We start from the raw sequence: 16075 nt of genomic DNA on the forward strand, positions 1-16075 counted from the left end.
ATGGCGATGAAGACAGGGATTTCGGGGCTGCTGCTGGTAGGCCTCTCGACACTCGCCATATCGGGCGCGCAGGCACAGGCACCCAACAAGAACGCCAAGATCACGGTCGGCTGGGCCGAGCCAATCGACACGCTCAACCCGGCCACTACCGGTGCCCGCAACCAGGGCCCGTTGCTGGTCAACATCTTCGACACACTGGTCTGGCTGACGCCGGACTTCAAGGTCGAGCCGTTGCTGGCGACCAAGTGGTCGGTCTCGGCCGACGGGCTGACCTACAGCTTCACCCTGCGCGAGGATGTGAAGTTCCATGACGGCACGGTCTTCGATGCTGAATCCGTCGTCGAAAACATCAAGTACATCACCAACAAAGACACCGCCGCCAAGGTCTCGATCGCGCTGCTCGGGCCCTGCAAGGAAGCGGTCGCCACTGGCAAGTTCACCGTCGACATCAAATGCGCGACGCCTTACGCGCCGCTGCTGCGGCAGCTGGGCGTGCCCTATCTCGGCATGCAGTCTCCGGCCGCCATCGTCAAATACGGCAAGGACCTCGGCCTGAACCCTGTCGGCACCGGCCCCTATTCCTTTGTCAGCTACGAGCCGAACCAGAGCCTCGTGGTCAAGCGCAACGAGGCCTACAACTGGAACCCGCCCTCCGTCGGCCACAAGGGGCCGCCGAACATCGCGGAGGTGAAATTCCAGATCGTCACCAATCCGCAGGCCCGCGTGAGCCAGTTCCAGGCCGGCCAGTCGCAGATGATGCAGCAGACGCCGGGCGTGCACTGGAACGCGATGCAGAAGATGGATCGCTTCACCGCGATCCCGGTCCCGATCACGGGGCTGGGCATCTTCGCCCCCGTCAATGCCAAGAAGTTCCCGACCGACGACGTCGCCGTGCGCCGCGCCATCCAGTACGCCATCGACAAGAAGGGCGTCGTCCAGCTCGCCGAGGCCGGCGCGATTCAGCCTTCGCTGACCCCGCTGCAGCCCTCGATGTTCGGCTACGACAAGTCGCTTGAGACGATGTACCCCTATGACCCGGCCAAGGCCGAGGCCACCCTCAAGGAGGGCGGCTGGACCAAAAAGGACGGTTTCTGGGAGAAGGACGGCAAGCGCCTTTCCCTGACGCTGACCGCCATCTCCACCTCGACGTCCTATCCGCTGCTGGCTCAGGCCATCCAGAACTACCTCCAGAAAGTCGGCATGGAGGCCAATGTCCAGCTGCTCGCCTCGCCGGCCTGGCTCGCGGCCAACATCAACGGCGACATGTCGCTGACGCCGCTTCAGTACATCGGCGTCGATCCGGATGCCCTCTCAGGCTGGTTCACCGCCGGCCAGTACTTCAACTGGAGCCACTATTCGAACCCGAAGCTCGACGCGCTCTTCAAACAGGGCCGCGAAGAGGGTGACTCCGCCAAGCGCGTCGCGATCTATCAGGAGCTCCAGAAGCTCCTGATGGACGAGGCGGTGATGCTGCCGATCCGCCAGAACGTCGATCTGGTGATGACCTCGAAGAAGCTGACCGGAGTGACCTATTCGGGCGGCGGCTTCGAATATCTCGGCGCGGCTTCGCTGGCCGACTGAGCCTGACGGCGGAGCTGCTCGCGAGCGGCTCCGCCATTTTTCTGTCCGATCAAGATAAGACGCTCCGGGAGCGAATGCCGTGAAGACGCTGATCAAGGCCGCCCAACTCATCGACGGAACTGGTGCCGCTCCGGTGCAGGATCCGGTCCTCGTGGTCTCCGGCGGCAAGGTGGAGGCGGTCCTGTCCGGCCCTGTCCCGGCCGAATTGTCGGGCACCGAGACCCACGACTATCCCGGCGCGACGATCCTTCCCGGCCTGATCGACACGCATGTCCATCTCAATCTGCCCGGTGATGGCACCATTCTCGAAGACGCCGTGCGCGAGACGGAAGGCGTCTTGGTCGCGACCTCGGCGCTGGCGACGGTCAAAGCGCTGAAGGCCGGTATCACGACGCTGCGCGATCTCGGCGCCAAGGGGCGCACGGCCATCGACGTCCGCCGCGCCCTGCAGCTCGGCCATGGCGAGGGCGCCCGCGTCGTCGCCTGCGGCCAGGCGATCACGATCACCGGCGGCCATGTCTGGTATCTCGGCGGCGAGGCCGATGGCGTCGACGGCGTCCGCAAGAAAGTCCGCGAGATGATCAAGCTCGGGGCCGACTTCATCAAGGTGATGGCGAGCGGCGGTGGCACTGTCGGCACGCAATCCTGGAACCCGGCCTTCTCGCAGGAAGAGCTCAATGCCATGGTCGACGAGGCTCATCACTTCGATCGGAAGGCGACCGCGCATTGCCTCTGCGCCCGCTCGATCGAGATGGCGATCGAGGCTGGCTTCGATCAGCTCGAGCATGCCGGCTTCATCTCCGACCGCACCGGCCGGCAGGTCTATGAGCCGGCCGTCGCCGAGAAGCTGGCGAAGTCGGGCATCCCCGTGACGGGCACGCTCGCGGTCGGCGGCGCCGTGCTTCGCGAACTGCGCGGAAGACCGTCGCTCACCGAGACCGAGGCGGCCTTCCTGGTCCGCTGGGAGAAATCTGCAGCCCAGAACCTCTACCAGTTCCGCCAGTTGCGCGAGGCCGGCGTGAGCTTCGTCGCGGGCACCGACGCCGGCTGGCGCTTCACGCGCTTCGACGATCTGCCGCTGGAAATGGAGCTGATGCAGGAAGGCGGGATGACGGCGATGGAAACCATCGTCTCCGCCACCGGCTACGCTGCAAAAGTCATCGACATCGAGACTCAGACCGGCAGTCTCACTCCCGGTCTGGCGGCCGACGTCCTTGTTGTCGGAGCCGATCCGCTGAGCCATCTCGCCGCTCTGCGCGACGTTCGCCTCGTCATGCAGGGAGGCAAGGTCCTAACCGCCTGAAGATCGCATCGAGCCTGCAGAGCCCGCAAAGGGCGAGCCCGTTATTTCGGGCGCCCTCAAACGCGTCGAAGCTCCGGACGTCGTCCAGAAGTTCACCGGAGACGCCCGATCCCCATCCAGGATAGCCTCGATAACCGGCAGCAGCGGATCCAGCTTCGCAGGTCAGGCTGCGCTATCCTATGAGGGGATCGCTCCCGTCGTTGGCCGCTCCGTCGAGGCAACGCGCCAACTCGCAAGTCGCGCGCGCCGCCGCGTGCAAGGTCTGCCCATCTTTGAAAATACCGTTCGAGCCAAGCAGCGGAAACTGGTTGAAGCCTTTCTCGAGGCGGTGCGGGGCGGCGACTTCGACGCGCTTCTCTCAGTGCTCGATCCAGATGTCGTTTTCCGGGCCGACAAGGTTCGCTGACTTCGATGCTTCACCACAAGACCGCGACCTGATCAGAGATAATTTCGTCACTAACGGGTTCGCCGTTTGGCTACGTTCCCTACGGGCCCGCTTGGCTCAGTCAGAATGGGATGGGGGTTGAGGCAGTCTCGCGGCTCGTGACGCAAGCCGGATAGCCCGACAGCGGATCAGCTCAGGGTCCGAGTTGGGTCGCTAACAGACGTTGCCTGAGCAGAGGGCCAACGTCCGCTTTCGGGCCGTGACCCAATGTCCGGAAGTGGCGCATCTCACCCGGAAGGAAGATGGTGCCTTTTGGCCCCTTCCTGACTCTAGATACGTTCGGTTTCTGGCAATCCTTCCGGCAGCTTTACGGTAAGGCCGGACCAATCGAGACTAACTACACAAGATGCCTTTTCGCCGAAACCGCAGGGGTGAGCTTGTAGCCTGGGCCGTCTCGCGTGAGTGCTTCCTACCTGGATGCCCCTCGCGATGAACTGACCTTGTTCGCAGCGAATCCACTGATCTCGATGAGCATCCTCTAACCGGTCTGGCTATGCTGACCACCCGGACGCGAGATGCCGGCTAGCGCCTCGCCCGCTTCGCCATTGGTGGCGGCGGTGGTCGCATCGCTGAGCGCCAGGATGCCGACCAGTCGTTTGTCGCGATCGATGACCGGTAGGCGGCGCACCTGAACATCCGCCATATTCTGCAGGACCTCGTCGATCTCCTGATCAGCGAAGCAGTACCTGACCTCATGGCTCATGATCTCGCTGACCTTGGTCAGTGGGGCCTTCCCTTCGGCGACGCCGCGAATGGCAATGTCGCGATCGGTGATCATGCCCATCAAACGATCGTCATCCCCGACCGGAAACATGCCGACGTCGAGCCCGGCCATCAGCCTGGCGGCCTGCTGAATGGTTTCCTGCGGATTGGCTACGCAGACTTCGCGCGTCATCAGATCGCTGACTCGCATCGCGGGTCTCCTGGACTGTTGGTTGGATGATGCCGGCGCTCAAACCTGAGAGCGCCGCATCGATTGTCGCTGCTTGTGGAACAGCGGGCGTTCCCTCTGGTTCCCAGGTTTCATCATCACTCGCCCCAAGAAATCAGCCTGGGTCGCTTTCTGCCCGGCCCCTCGGCTTACGTGACCACGACAATTCCGGCGCGTGAGGCAGTTTCCAGGGCCTGGCGAAAAGCGGATTGCAGCGAGGATTTCACCTTCCAGATCCGGTGACCGTCTGCCGATTGTGACCTCGTTCTGGAACTGTGCCCAGTCCGCAATGGTTTGCTGGTTGGGTCTGGGTCATTCCAGGAGGACGAAACCATGAAGAGATTAGCTCTGATCGCCGTGCTGAGCATGATCCCAGCACTTGCCTTCGCGCAAAATCCACAGGGCGCTCGTGGCGGAGCCGCTGGAGGAGCTGCAGCAGGCGCCGTGGGCGGCGCTATTGTCGGCGGCCCTGTCGGGGCTGTGGTCGGTGGTGTTGGCGGAGCGGTCGCGGGCGGTATCGTCGGCGACAATACACCCCGCTTCCGGGAATATGTCGTCGAACAGCGCGTCCCGTCCTATTCCTACGACGAAGACCTGCGTGTCGGAGCCGTGCTTCCTCAACGCGGCGTGGTCTATCACCGCGTACCGGCGGAGTACGGCGTGAGGAAGCAGTATCGGTACACGGTCGTGAATGAGCGCCCGGTCCTGGTCGAGCCGCGCACGCGCCGGGTTGTCCAGATCATCGAGTAGCAAGCCAAAGCCCGCCACCTCAGTGTGGCGGGAGCCTTGCCTTTGCGCCTCCCGGGACAACGAGCAAACAGATGCTGAGGCCGATCTCGACATACCGGATAGTTCGGGCCGCTGTTGCCGTGGTGGCCGTCCTCGCGGTGGCTGGCAACGCTCGGGCCCTGACGGCCGACGAGATCAATCGAGCTGATATGCCGACGTCGAGCACTGCCAGGAAAGCAAAGCCAGCCGCCGCCCTCGTCAAGATGCAGACGCTGCTGGCGCGTCAGGGCATTTCCCCCGGCGAGATCGATGGGATGGACGGCGAGAACTATCGCAAGGCCATCGCGCAATACCGCCGCCGCGAGAATCTCGGCTCCGGCGATGTCGTCGACGAAGCGACATGGCGCGCCCTCGGCGGCGACAGAAGCCAGGATATCGTCATCTCCTACTCGGTGGCGAAGGCGGATGCGCGCTACGTCTTCTCGAAACGCATCCCGCGCGATTATGCCCGGCAGGCCCGGATGCGGCGCCTTGCCTATAGCAGCGCCCCGGAAATGTTCGCCGAGCGCTTCAGGATGGGAAAGGGCTTGTTTCGCGCTCTCAATCCGCGTGCGGATTACCGCGTTGCGGGTACGGCGCTTCAGGTCATCGCAGCCGACCGCGCCGCGCCCGGCGCGGAAGCGACATTGATCAAAGCCGACAAGCGAACGGGCATCGTCGCCGCCTATGGATCGCAGGGCGAGATGATCGCGAGCTACCCGGCCACCATCGGGAGCAGCGATACGCCATCGCCCGAAGGCGAGTACCAGGTTGCTCGCATCGTCCGGCAGCCCACCTATCACTACGATCCGGTCAAGAATTTCCAGCAGGGCCGTAATACCCGCAGGCTCGTGCTTCCCCGCGGCCCGAACAATCCTGTTGGCAGCATCTGGATCGGGCTCTCCAAGCCGACATTCGGCATCCATGGGACGCCGGAGCCATCCCGGATTGGGAAAGCTTCGTCGCATGGCTGCGTGCGGCTGACGAACTGGGATGCGGAGGACCTCGCCAGGATGGTGAAGCCCGGCACTGTCGTCCGCTTCACCGAGTAGCGTCCGGCGACCTCGTGGCTGGCCATTGGCTGCACCTTTGGATCCGCCCAGCACGGAGGCTTGTGCTCGGGAGCGCCGCCGTCGTCGCTCCAGATTGATTGCCGCGAAATCCTCGTCGAACGGCTGCCAAATCGCCGCCCTCCACTCGTCAAAGAACCGCACTCCCCGTCCGCTATTGCCATCCAGCGTGCCGTCGGCGGAGGTGCAGAACCGTATGTTCTGGCTGAGCTTCATAGCCGGACGATACCGCAGTCGGATGGCCGGCGACAGGATGGTCTGGTGGCCTGTTCAGCCGGGTTATGCTGCAATACGAAAACCGGATCGTGGCTTTTCGGCCCGCGGACAAGGTCCGCTTCCTGGCATCGTCTCAACGCCCGCAAATGTGAAGGGTTTCGGACGCCGGCCCGTGCGGGCAGGTTCGGACCGGGCTGAGGGGCGGCGTCCGAAAGCATCCCGTGGAAGCCGCGGCCCGAAGCTGTGCGCTATGGAGATTTTGCCGCGCGGCCTGGTCGGCGGAATCGTGCAAGGCGTGGATCGGAGGCGCGATGCGCCGACCGAAATGCCCGGGAGCCGGCGGTTGGATGCTCATGGGACGTATCCGGGCCCGTCACAATCTCCATTTCCGCGATCGGGCCGAGCGGGATCGCCCGCTCTCTGGCCGACGACGGCGCTGGCCAATCCGGATATCGCCGTGGCGCCGTCTTCATGATGTATCAATCCTGAAGACGGCGAGGACGGTGCCTGGCGCGAAGCGCTCGACGAGAATCATGCGGCCGCCGCAGCTTGGGCTAGTTGGTCTCCGCTCATCGACCTGATCGGATTGATCGGCTGAGATCTCGGCTTCACGATCTGCCGTCGCGGCAACCGGTAGCGCGTGCAATCCCGCCCTCTTGGGCGGGATCCGTTGATCCGAGATCCCGCAGTGACGCGACGCAATGGCGGAAATGTCCATGTCTTTGTCATACCTGCCGACCGCTCTCGTCAGTAGGCTAAGTGAACGAGACCTCGAGCTGGCGAGCGGCTTTTTTGCGTGCCGATGTCGAATCCGGCGGAGCTCATTCGTCGTCGTTACACGGGGCCTTTGGCGCCCGACCAACGCGGAGAGGCAAGAGCACATGCAACCTCGCGACCGCTACCAACTCCGACAGTTCGTCTTCTTCAGCCTTCTCGGGTTGCTAGGCTGCCACGCCCCAGCCTTGGCTGAGGTGCCCGCGGAATGGCAGGGCAAATGGTCGAGCCATTCTGGACGATGCGAGCCGGTCAGTGGCGAAGTCGAAGTGCTGACGATCACAGCGGCCGATCTCGGATTTTACGAGGTCGGTTGCGAGCTGAGCAAGGCGACCCGCTCGGGAAAGAGCCTGAGGTTCGACGCGCGGTGCTACAAGGGCGGTAGCCCCGTCACGCCAGGCAAAGTCGTTCTGCGACGGCATGCCGCCAAAGAGATTGACCTCACGCTGGAGGGCTTCTCCTGGATCGCAGCGAAACCGCAGCGTTTTCAGCGATGCTGACCGGAGCCGCTCTCAGCAACCGGAGGAGGAGATGATGCCGCGCTTCGCAATCGGGATGATCTGGGCGCTTGGGTTGGCTGCCGTGGCTTTGCCGCTGCTGGACTTCGACGATCAGGTCCGCGCAGCGCCCGAAGCCGACCTTACCGCCGTCTGCGCCCGTCTAGGCAATGACGACAGCATTCGGGACTACGATCCCGCACTTCGCGCGCGCACGGCCTCGGCATTCAGGAAGCTGTTTCCCAACGCCAAAAGTGGGCCGGATGGAGATTCCTGGCAAACGCAGGCCCAGTACCGCTGCATGAACAGCAAGGTCATGGTCTGCTTCGTGGGCGCGAACCTGCCCTGCACCAAAATGAACGCGCAGCGCGACAATCCCGGCGCCGACATGTTCTGCCGGGACAATCCCGACGCAGGGAGCGTTCCAGCCTATGCGATCGGCCATGACAGCATCCACGCCTACCGGTGTCGCAACGGGAAGACAGAGGTGACGGGCACCACGCGGCAACTCGACCAGAGGGGCTTCGCCAAGGATCTTTGGACCGAATTGCCGGCTCGGTAGGCCGATAGCCGCCGGCATGTTGATGAGGAGAAGGCGATGACCGAGATCGTTTCCGAGATCATGCTGTCGATCGATGGCGCGGCGCGGGGCGAGAAGTCGCCGGCCTATTACGGATACACGGGGCCGGAATTCATGGCATGGCTGGCGCAGAAGAGCGCGCAGCCGAATCGCACCCTGATCGGCCGCAAGACCCTTGATGCCTTGAGCGGCGTCCCCGAGGCTTATCAGGACGACGATTATCGCAAGATGACCAAAAACCCCGGTTGGGTCGTCTCCTCCACGCTCGGCAGCGCGGGCTGGCCGGGGCTGATCGTGCTGGGTTCCGGCTTTCTCGATACGATCCGCGCAGAACGCGCCGGCCAAGATGCTGAAATCCGGACGATGGGAAGCCTGTCCATCGTCCGTCAGCTTCTTGCGGCGAACCTGCTGGACCGGTTGCGCCTGATCTATTGCCCGCTGATCCTACCGCAGTCCGGCGTCGAGCCCTTTTTCAAGGGGATGCCGGACCAGAAGTTCAAGCTCGAGGATCACCGGATTCTTGATGGCGAGGTTGTTGTGCTCGACTACCGGCCCGATGGCGCGCCGCATTATGCGTAATGGCGCGGAGTCCGCGGTGACGACTTGATGGCCGTTTGCCCCGGCCGGATCGGACCGTCTGCAGGCCGCTCATGCCGCCGTTATCGCCGCTGCCGCAGCCCCTGAAAGGAGGCAAGACAATGCCCAAGTTCGTCACGATCGGATATGGCGACCGAGCCGGCTACGACCGCACGCCCCAGCCGCTCAGAGACGCCGCGCATGTCCAGGACGCAAAACTGCGGTCCGAAGGCGCCGTGATGGGGATCGCCGGCACACCGGTTCAGGTCCGCAATCCCGAGGCGCGCAGCGTAGAAACTCGTGATGGACGCTTCATGTCGTCAGCGTTGCCGATCGCGGGATTCGCCATCATCGAGGCCACCGACCTGGCCGGCGCCATCGAGAAGGTTTCACTCGTGCCATGCGCAGTTGCGTACGGCGTCGTCGAAGTCTGGCCGTTGAAAGAGACGCCGTGATCCGCACCAGCGGGGGTCGCTGATGCCTGGTTTCGCGGCGTCTCCCGATCGCGGCGACCGCTCATTCTTCGGATGTCCACACAGGAGCGAACGAGACACCGCGAAGGCCGGAGCCGCGGACCTGCTCAACGAAACGACCGGTGACATAGACGGCTGAGGCCCGCCGCGGCAGCTTGAAGATCTCGGCGGTTCCGATGACGTCCCTTTTGAAGACATGCCGCTCGATATCGAGGATGTCTCCGTCATCGAAATAGACGATGCCGGATTTCTCCCTGTCGAGGACATCGAGGACGGTGGTGACGTTGAACAGCCAGACGTTTTCGCCCTTCAGCGGCAGAAGCTGTCCATATTGAGCCAAGACCGGTGCCAGAGCATCCACGGCGGGCTTTTTCAGGATCGGCGCATGCTCGCCCAGCCAGGGGAAATCGGAGTAGCTCGGTTCCTCAGCCCCTTGCTCCGCCTCGACCATCCGCATCACAGGGGGAGCCCAATCCTGGATGGCACGCCCATCCATCGCAAAGAAGGTTTCGAAATCCGCGCCGTCGACGGGAAAAATCCATTCCTGATCTTCCAAGACGGCGAACTTGTAAATCGTCATCGGCATGGCTTGATCCTTCCGGTCAGAACGCCGCATGCATCTCGCGAAACAGTCGCGGCGCGATGCCGAAGCGGCGCTCGAAGGCTTCGGAAAACCGGGCTGCCGGGGACAGGCCGACCTCGGCCGCAACCGACTTCAGAGAAAGCCCGCGGCATAGCAGCATGCGGGCGGCATCGAGGCGCGCCGTCTCGACGAAGCGGGCCGGCGTTTCGCCGGTGGCCGCGACAAATCGGCGATGGAACGTCCGCTCGCTGAGACCGGCGCGATCCGCAAGGGCCGGGACTTCCAGGGGGGCGGCGAGGTTTGCCAGGATCCAGGCGATCAGATCGGCGAAGGGACTGTCAGCCTTCACCTGCGCCTGAAGCAGCGGGCTGAACTGCGATTGGTAGCCGGGCCGGCGCGCATAGAGCACGAGCCGCTTGGCGACCTCGCCGGCGATGTCGGCGGAGAGATCCTGCGCGACCATGGCGAGCGCCATGTCGATGCCGGTGGTCACCCCGGCCGAGGTCCAGAGCCGGCCGTCGACCACGTAAAGCGAGTCCGGATCGACGCTGACGGGCGGAAAGGCGGCAGCAAGCGGCGTGCAGGCATCCCAATGGGTGGCGACACGATGCCCATCGAGCAGCCCGAGCCTTGCAAGGATGATCGCGCCGGAACAGACCGAGCCGAACCGACGCGCCTTGCCCGTCAGCTTCGGAAGCCATGCTGCCCAGGCGGGATCGGCAAGGATTGGCAGCAGGTTCTCGCTCTCTGCGCCGGCGACGAGAAGTGTATCGACCGCCTCGTGCGCGCGGTCTTCCAGGCTTTGCGTGTGGACGGCGATGCCACTGCTGCTCGTCACCGGCCCGCCCGACACCGATACGAGGTCGATGGCGTAGAACGCAGGCTTCTCACTCAACCCCAAAGCTCGATTGGCACTGGTGAAGACCGAGACCGGCCCGGACATGTCGAGAAGCTCGAAGCCGGGATAAACGACGAAGGCGACACGATGCATTGGCAGAAAATGCCATGTTTATGTCATTCCCGCCAGACCCCTCTTTCGCTATCCTAACGGCGGAAACGATGAGGATCGGTATGTTCCTGGCTCTCTCTATCCTTGGTTTGCTGCTGGTAGCGGTGACGATGGGGCTCTCGCTGGCGCATGCACTGGAATTCCCCGGAAAGCTGCGTCTTGACGAGACCACCTACCGCGCAGTTCAGGCGATCTATTTTCCCGGCTTCACCATCGGCGGGCTCGTGGGGGAGGTCGGTGGCATGGTCGTGCTTGCCATCCTCCTGTTCTTCACTCCGACCGGCACGGAGCGCTTCTGGTGGACGACAGGTGCGTTGGGACTGCTGATCGCAGTTCATGCGACCTACTGGCTCGTGACCCACTCGGTGAACAGCGCCTGGCTGAAAGATTCGGAGCTTGGCGGTACGAGCCAACTCTTTTTCGGCCTGTTCTCGTCACCCGATTCTGATTGGCGACACATGCGCAACGTCTGGGAGTGGTCCCACGTACTGCGTGCGTGTTTCGCAACGCTTGGCTTCCTGTCGATGTCAGTTGCGATTGCGCAGTAGGACAACCCTAGTGGCGTGTCGCCATGTAGGTCGATCAGAAGCGGCGCGGTCGTCGCGAGCGTGGCGGCGAGGCCCGGTAGTCACCGTCGCTTCGCTTTGTCAGAAAATACACTGCTTCATTTCCGCCAGCGCACGCTCGATACCCTGACGATGGAAGCAACGCTCGATCGGAGCGCTCGATGTCCATACGCTATCTCATTTGGGCTGGACTGGCCCTGATCGCCCTGCCGCTGGCGGGCCTCGGACTGTGGCTGGCCACCTTGCCCGCCACACCCGTCGCCGTCGCGTCGTCAGCCGTCCCGCAAACGGAGGTAGACGCCATGCTGGCGGCGCTGAAGCCGCCGAAACGGGCTCGGCCCCTGGTCGCCGTCGTCGGCCTCAACGATGCGACGGAGACGACCGACTATCTCATGCCAACGGGAATTCTGCGCCGGGCGGATATCGCCGATGTGGTGATGCTGTCGACGGAGCCCGGCCCGGTCAAACTCTATCCGGCGCTGACTGTCGAAGCCGATGCGACGATCGAAGCCTTCGATGCGCGACACCCGAAAGGAGCCGACTATGTGATCGTTCCGGCCATGAGCCGTGACGATAATCCAGCCATCATGGCCTGGCTGCGCAAGCAGGCGGAACACGGGGCCGTTATCATCGCAATTTGTGCCGGCGCGAAGGTTGCCGCCGCAGCCGGGCTTCTCGACGACCGGCGGGCGACCACCCACTGGTATTATCTCGGGGATTTGCTCAAGCACCACCCGTCGATCCGCTACGTCGCCAACCGGCGCATAGTGGTGGATCGGGGTGTCGCCACCACCACCGGCATCACCGCTTCGATGCCGATGATGCTGGCCTTGGTCGAGGCGATCGCCGGAAGGGACAAGGCGCAAACGGTTGCCCGCGATCTCGGGCTGGAGCGATGGGATGCCCGGCACGACAGCGGTGCCTTCAGACTGACCCGTCCCTTCGCCGCAATCGCGCTGGGCAATCGCCTCGCCGTCTGGCGCCAGGATCGTTTCGTCATAGCGCTCGAACCGGGGATGGATGAAGTGTCGCTTGCGCTCGTCGCCGATGCGTGGTCGCGCACCTATCGCTCCCGGGTGGGGCTGTTCGCGGCATCGTCTGCGGCAGTGACGACACGCGGCGGCGTGCGCCTCCTTCCAGATAGAGTGACCGCGGCCCGCTCCGGCGAGCGATTGCCGTTTGCTGCCAACATGCGGCCAGCAAAAGCCCTGGACGAGGCCTTGCAGGCTATCGGGGCCCGGTATGGGCAGGCCACGGCGCATATGGTCGCCATGCAGCTCGAATATCCGCGACCCGGAGCGGGATCATGAAGGCGCTGATCGTGGGCGCCGGCATCGGTGGACTGACGACCGCACTCTTCCTGCACCGGGCGGGAATCGAGGTCGAGATATTCGAACGCGCTGATGCGGTGCGTGAGCTCGGCGTCGGCATCAACATGCTGCCGCATGCCGTCGGTCTGCTGGCCGAGCTCGGGCTGATGGACGCGCTTGATGCTGCCGGAATCCGGACGCGTGAGCTGATCTATTCGAACAGGTTCGGCCAGATCGTCTGGCGGGAGCTGCGCGGTATAGAGGGCGGCCATGCGGTCCCGCAATTCAGCATCCATCGCGGCAGGTTGCTGGGCCTGATCCATCAGGCTGTCATGGACCGGTTGGGGCGGGAAGTCATCCGTACCGGCTGCAGCTTGACGGGCTTCGAACAGGACGGGAGCAAGGTCACCGCTTTTCTGTCCGAAACCGGAAAGGCACTGCGAGCCAGCGGGAATCTGTTGATCGGCGCCGACGGCATCCATTCCACCGTGCGCGCCAAGCTCTATCCGGGCGAAGGGCCGCCGATCTGGAACGGCGTCATGCTCTGGCGCGGCGCCACGCGGTGGCCGACATGGCAGGACGGTCGCACGATGGCGATTGCCGGCGGCAACCACGCCAAGTTCATCTTTTATCCGATCGAGAGCGATCCCAACGATCCGGGCATGCGCCTGACCAACTGGGCCGTGATGGCCCGGCTCCACGAGGCCGAGGCCCGGAAGCTCACCCTTGGCGACTGGAGCCGGCCCGGCAACCTCGACGAGGTCTTGCCGTTCGTGCGCGACCGCTTCCACCTGGACTACGTCGATCCGGCGAAGATCATCCGCGCCACCGGCGCGTTTCACGAATATCCCAACTGCGATCGTGAACCGCTGCTGCGCTGGTCGTTCGGGCGCGTCACCCTGCTCGGCGACGCCGCCCATCCCATGTATCCCGTCGGCTCGAACGGTGCGAGCCAGGCCATCCTCGATGCCCACTCTCTGGCGGAGCACCTGCAGACTCATGGATCCGTGGAGGCCGCGCTCAGCGCCTATGACGGGGAGCGCCGTCCTGCCACGGCGGAAATCATCCATGCTAACCGCAAAGGCGGGCCGGAAGGCGTGATCGATCTCGTGGAAAGCCGGGCGCCCGATCGCTTCGACGACGTTGAAGCGGTGGCCTCCTACGAGGAACGCCAGCGGATCGTGCGTGGTTATGCGAGCCTGGCGGGGTTCGCCGCGGACAGGGAAAGCGAACGGCGGCGCCACAACAATCGGAAGCTGGAGCCATGACTGACCACACGAAACTCGCGCTCATTCTGTTGGCGGAGACGCTCCTCTTCACCGTGGCTTCTCTGGTGCACGCGGGCGTCCTGATATCCGGGTTCGAGCACCGGCACGCCATGATTGCCGAAGGGGTCTTCGGAGCGGTGCTCGGCCTCGGCCTGCTGATGGTTCTGATCTGGCCGGCGCGCGGCCCCATCATAGCCCTTGCCGCGCAGGGGTTCGCGCTTCTCGGCACGCTGGTCGGTGCGTTCACGATCGCGGTCGGGGTCGGACCGCAGACTCGCGGCGACGCGGCATTCCACGTTGTCCTGCTCCTCGTGCTCCTGGTCGGCTCGCTCGCCGCCTGGGCGTCGTGGCGACGGTGACGCCTAACTCGCAAGAATGCGGTGTCCGCCGGAAAAGGCATTTGGCCGGCGTTGGAGAAGAAGGCTCGAGTGACGAATGGACCAACGCATCGGCGGCTGGAATTGGAGGGAGTATCGATCTTCTACCGCGCGGCAGGTCCAGGCGACCCGTATCTCGCTGATCGAAAGGAATAGTCGTTCGCCCCCTGAGGCGAAACAAGCAAAACTGGAGAGGAGCCATGGCCAAAGTCATCATCGAAATGAGCATGTCGCTCGACGGTTTCTGTGCCGGGCCAGATGACGGAGAAGCGTTTCCGAAGGGCCGGGACGGCATCAAGCATGTCTTCGGCTGGCTTTCGAGAGCTAAGGAGGAAGGCAGCGCGAACAAGGCCGAGGTTGACCGCATGTATGCCCGGTCCGGCGCCTACATTTTTGGCCGGCGAACCTACGATATCACCAATGGCTGGGGCGGCTCGCATCCGCTGAAGGGCGTGCCGCTTTTCATCCTCACCCATGAACCGCCGGCCCCTGAAACGGTGCCTAAGGGCGACTCCAAGATTACCTTCATCACCGATGGCATCGAGAGCGCCGTCCGTCAGGCGCAGGCGGCGGCCGGAGACAAGGACGTTGTCATCAGCGGCGCATCACCCTCCCAGCAGGCATTGGACGCCGGTGTGGTTGACGAAATTGCGATTCATCTCGCACCGAGCCTTATCGGCAGCGGAATTCGGCTGTTCGATAACTTCAAAGGGCCAATTTTGCTCGAGAAGGTCTCCTCGACCGATGGACCGATGGCGACCCACATCCGCTACCGCGTCTGCCGATAACACACGTCATGAATATCCCATCCATGGGCGGCTTTCGAATACGCGAGCCCGGCGGAATTTGCCGCGGGCAATCCGGAAGCGAGCGGGCGGGCATAAGATGACAGCACAGGCCATCGAGCATCCCCTGCTTCCGCTTGGCGGTGGCGTTCTGCTCGCCCCTCCGATGGCGCGGGCATTCGGCCTGGGGCGCACCGCATCGATCGCTGCGGCAGGAGCCGCGGCAGCCAGCGGCCATCTGGTCTTTGCCTCGTTGCGCGATCCTGAAGGCGAGACGTCTGGCGCATCGTCGGTTTTCGGCGTGGGCGTGACTGCGGTCGTCGTTGAATCCGCAGTGTCACAAGGCGTCGTGCGAATTTTCGTCGAAGCCGTGCGGCGTGTGCATTTGCGAACGTTCACATTGCAGCAGGGCGGCTTTTACCGGGTGTCGGTCGATCCCTGGGACGATCCACCTGCGCGAGAAGCCGAGCTTCGTCCGCTCCATGAGCGCGCTCTGCTCCGGTTCGAGGCTTTGCGTCGCCGCGCTGGCCTGCCTGCGGTGACGACCAAGCTTGTTCTGGCCGGCGCCCCCGCCGATCGCATCGAAGGGATCCGATCCTTGCCGTGGGTCGCGCTTTCATATCTGGGGCAGGACTCTCCCCCTCATTGGATACCTATCGCGCAGAGACAGGCTCTGCTCGCAGCACCTTCGTTACCCGATCGACTGCGGCTCCTGGTCGAGCTGCTGGACGGCGCGGTACCGCCGGCCTCGCTTGAAGCCGATATGGCACCATTCATCTTGCGAGCAGCGGATGCTGCGCAGCTGAGTTGATTTTGGGCGAGGTTTTGCTGAGTTAGAGCGACGGCAAAATTAAGCTGCCCAAGATCAAGAGACGAACCTGAAGAGGTTAGACTGAAGGCGCTCTGGAGGTCCGCGTTCGGGCGATGAGCTAGATTCCGCTTATGGCGCACGGAGAGCTTCCG

At 63.7% G+C, this 16075-nt stretch carries 19 protein-coding genes; 15 read left to right on the plus strand and 4 right to left on the minus strand.

All coding sequences use genetic code 11. From position 1 onward, the window contains the following. Positions 1–6 precede the first annotated feature (6 nt). From ASE61_RS23365 to ASE61_RS26945, 3 genes are all read left to right on the plus strand, one after another. Positions 7–1581: an ABC transporter substrate-binding protein gene (locus ASE61_RS23365; RefSeq protein ID WP_162260139.1), complete on the plus strand. Its 1575-nt coding sequence runs from the start codon at positions 7–9 to the stop codon at positions 1579–1581. 79 nt (positions 1582–1660) lie between these two features. Beyond that, positions 1661–2884, plus strand: a complete 1224-nt coding sequence (locus ASE61_RS23370) for an amidohydrolase family protein (protein WP_061971046.1) — start codon at positions 1661–1663, stop codon at positions 2882–2884. A gap of 253 nt (positions 2885–3137) precedes the next feature. Next, positions 3138–3290: a hypothetical protein gene (locus ASE61_RS26945; RefSeq protein WP_200959681.1), complete on the plus strand. Its 153-nt coding sequence runs from the start codon at positions 3138–3140 to the stop codon at positions 3288–3290. Positions 3291–3807: 517 nt separating this feature from the next. Here the strand turns inward: ASE61_RS26945 and ASE61_RS23375 are convergent. Next, complete coding sequence (locus tag ASE61_RS23375; protein ID WP_320409890.1) at positions 3808–4224, minus strand: CBS domain-containing protein; 417 nt, start codon at positions 4222–4224, stop codon at positions 3808–3810. A gap of 369 nt (positions 4225–4593) precedes the next feature. Here ASE61_RS23375 and ASE61_RS26150 point away from each other — a divergent pair, with 369 nt between their 5' ends. Together ASE61_RS26150 and ASE61_RS23385 are read left to right on the plus strand one after the other, a co-directional pair. Continuing rightward, positions 4594–5010 (plus strand): DUF1236 domain-containing protein, encoded by a 417-nt coding sequence (locus ASE61_RS26150; RefSeq protein ID WP_082617690.1) that lies wholly within the window; start codon positions 4594–4596, stop codon positions 5008–5010. Between the two features lie 71 nt (positions 5011–5081). After that, positions 5082–6080, plus strand: a complete 999-nt coding sequence (locus ASE61_RS23385; RefSeq protein WP_082617676.1) for a L,D-transpeptidase family protein — start codon at positions 5082–5084, stop codon at positions 6078–6080. Positions 6081–6783: 703 nt separating this feature from the next. Here ASE61_RS23385 and ASE61_RS26705 read toward each other — a convergent pair. Beyond that, positions 6784–7032 (minus strand): hypothetical protein, encoded by a 249-nt coding sequence (locus ASE61_RS26705; RefSeq protein ID WP_156407201.1) that lies wholly within the window; start codon positions 7030–7032, stop codon positions 6784–6786. Positions 7033–7195: 163 nt separating this feature from the next. On the opposite strand from ASE61_RS26705, the gene ASE61_RS23390 reads away from it, so the two are divergent. The 4 genes from ASE61_RS23390 (at position 7196) to ASE61_RS23405 (ending at position 9196) form a co-directional block, all read left to right on the plus strand. Further along, positions 7196–7588, plus strand: coding sequence for a hypothetical protein (locus ASE61_RS23390; RefSeq protein WP_156407202.1), 393 nt, complete (start codon positions 7196–7198; stop codon positions 7586–7588). Positions 7589–7619: 31 nt separating this feature from the next. Further along, positions 7620–8147, plus strand: a complete 528-nt coding sequence (locus ASE61_RS23395) for a hypothetical protein (protein ID WP_061971056.1) — start codon at positions 7620–7622, stop codon at positions 8145–8147. Positions 8148–8183: 36 nt separating this feature from the next. Then, a complete protein-coding gene (locus ASE61_RS23400) occupies positions 8184–8744 on the plus strand; it encodes a dihydrofolate reductase family protein (RefSeq protein ID WP_061971057.1) in 561 nt (186 codons plus the stop codon). Positions 8745–8863: 119 nt separating this feature from the next. Then, positions 8864–9196 carry a YciI family protein gene (locus ASE61_RS23405; RefSeq protein WP_061971059.1) on the plus strand — a complete coding sequence of 111 codons (333 nt, stop codon included), beginning with the start codon at positions 8864–8866 and terminating at the stop codon, positions 9194–9196. A 61-nt stretch (positions 9197–9257) separates the two neighbouring features. Here the strand turns inward: ASE61_RS23405 and ASE61_RS23410 are convergent, their stop codons facing one another. After that, positions 9258–9800: an imm11 family protein gene (locus ASE61_RS23410; protein ID WP_061971061.1), complete on the minus strand. Its 543-nt coding sequence runs from the start codon at positions 9798–9800 to the stop codon at positions 9258–9260. Positions 9801–9816: 16 nt separating this feature from the next. Further along, positions 9817–10788 (minus strand): GlxA family transcriptional regulator, encoded by a 972-nt coding sequence (locus tag ASE61_RS23415; protein ID WP_061971063.1) that lies wholly within the window; start codon positions 10786–10788, stop codon positions 9817–9819. Positions 10789–10868: 80 nt separating this feature from the next. Here ASE61_RS23415 and ASE61_RS23420 point away from each other — a divergent pair, with 80 nt between their 5' ends. The 6 genes from ASE61_RS23420 to ASE61_RS23445 all read left to right on the plus strand — a co-directional run bounded on the left by ASE61_RS23420 (position 10869) and on the right by ASE61_RS23445 (position 15923). Next, a complete protein-coding gene (locus ASE61_RS23420) occupies positions 10869–11354 on the plus strand; it encodes a hypothetical protein (protein ID WP_061971192.1) in 486 nt (161 codons plus the stop codon). 179 nt (positions 11355–11533) lie between these two features. Next, entirely contained in the window at positions 11534–12682 is a 1149-nt protein-coding gene (locus ASE61_RS23425) for a DJ-1/PfpI family protein (protein WP_061971064.1), read from the plus strand. Next, positions 12679–13950, plus strand: a complete 1272-nt coding sequence (locus ASE61_RS23430; protein ID WP_061971066.1) for a flavin-dependent oxidoreductase — start codon at positions 12679–12681, stop codon at positions 13948–13950. The genes ASE61_RS23425 and ASE61_RS23430 overlap by 4 nt, the downstream gene beginning before the upstream one ends. Next, on the plus strand, positions 13947–14309 hold the full coding sequence (locus tag ASE61_RS23435; RefSeq protein WP_061971068.1) for a hypothetical protein: 363 nt from the start codon (positions 13947–13949) through the stop codon (positions 14307–14309). Before ASE61_RS23430 ends, ASE61_RS23435 begins: the two co-directional genes overlap by 4 nt. Positions 14310–14527: 218 nt before the next feature. Next, the gene (locus ASE61_RS23440) at positions 14528–15115 is read left to right on the plus strand and encodes a dihydrofolate reductase family protein (protein ID WP_061971069.1); all 588 of its coding nucleotides are present in this window, start codon (positions 14528–14530) and stop codon (positions 15113–15115) included. A 97-nt stretch (positions 15116–15212) separates the two neighbouring features. Further along, positions 15213–15923 carry an LON peptidase substrate-binding domain-containing protein gene (locus ASE61_RS23445; protein ID WP_061971071.1) on the plus strand — a complete coding sequence of 237 codons (711 nt, stop codon included), beginning with the start codon at positions 15213–15215 and terminating at the stop codon, positions 15921–15923. Positions 15924–16075: the final 152 nt, after the last annotated feature.

This window comes from Allobosea sp. Root670 (genome assembly GCF_001429415.1).
Lineage (GTDB): Bacteria > Pseudomonadota > Alphaproteobacteria > Rhizobiales > Beijerinckiaceae > Allobosea > Allobosea robiniae.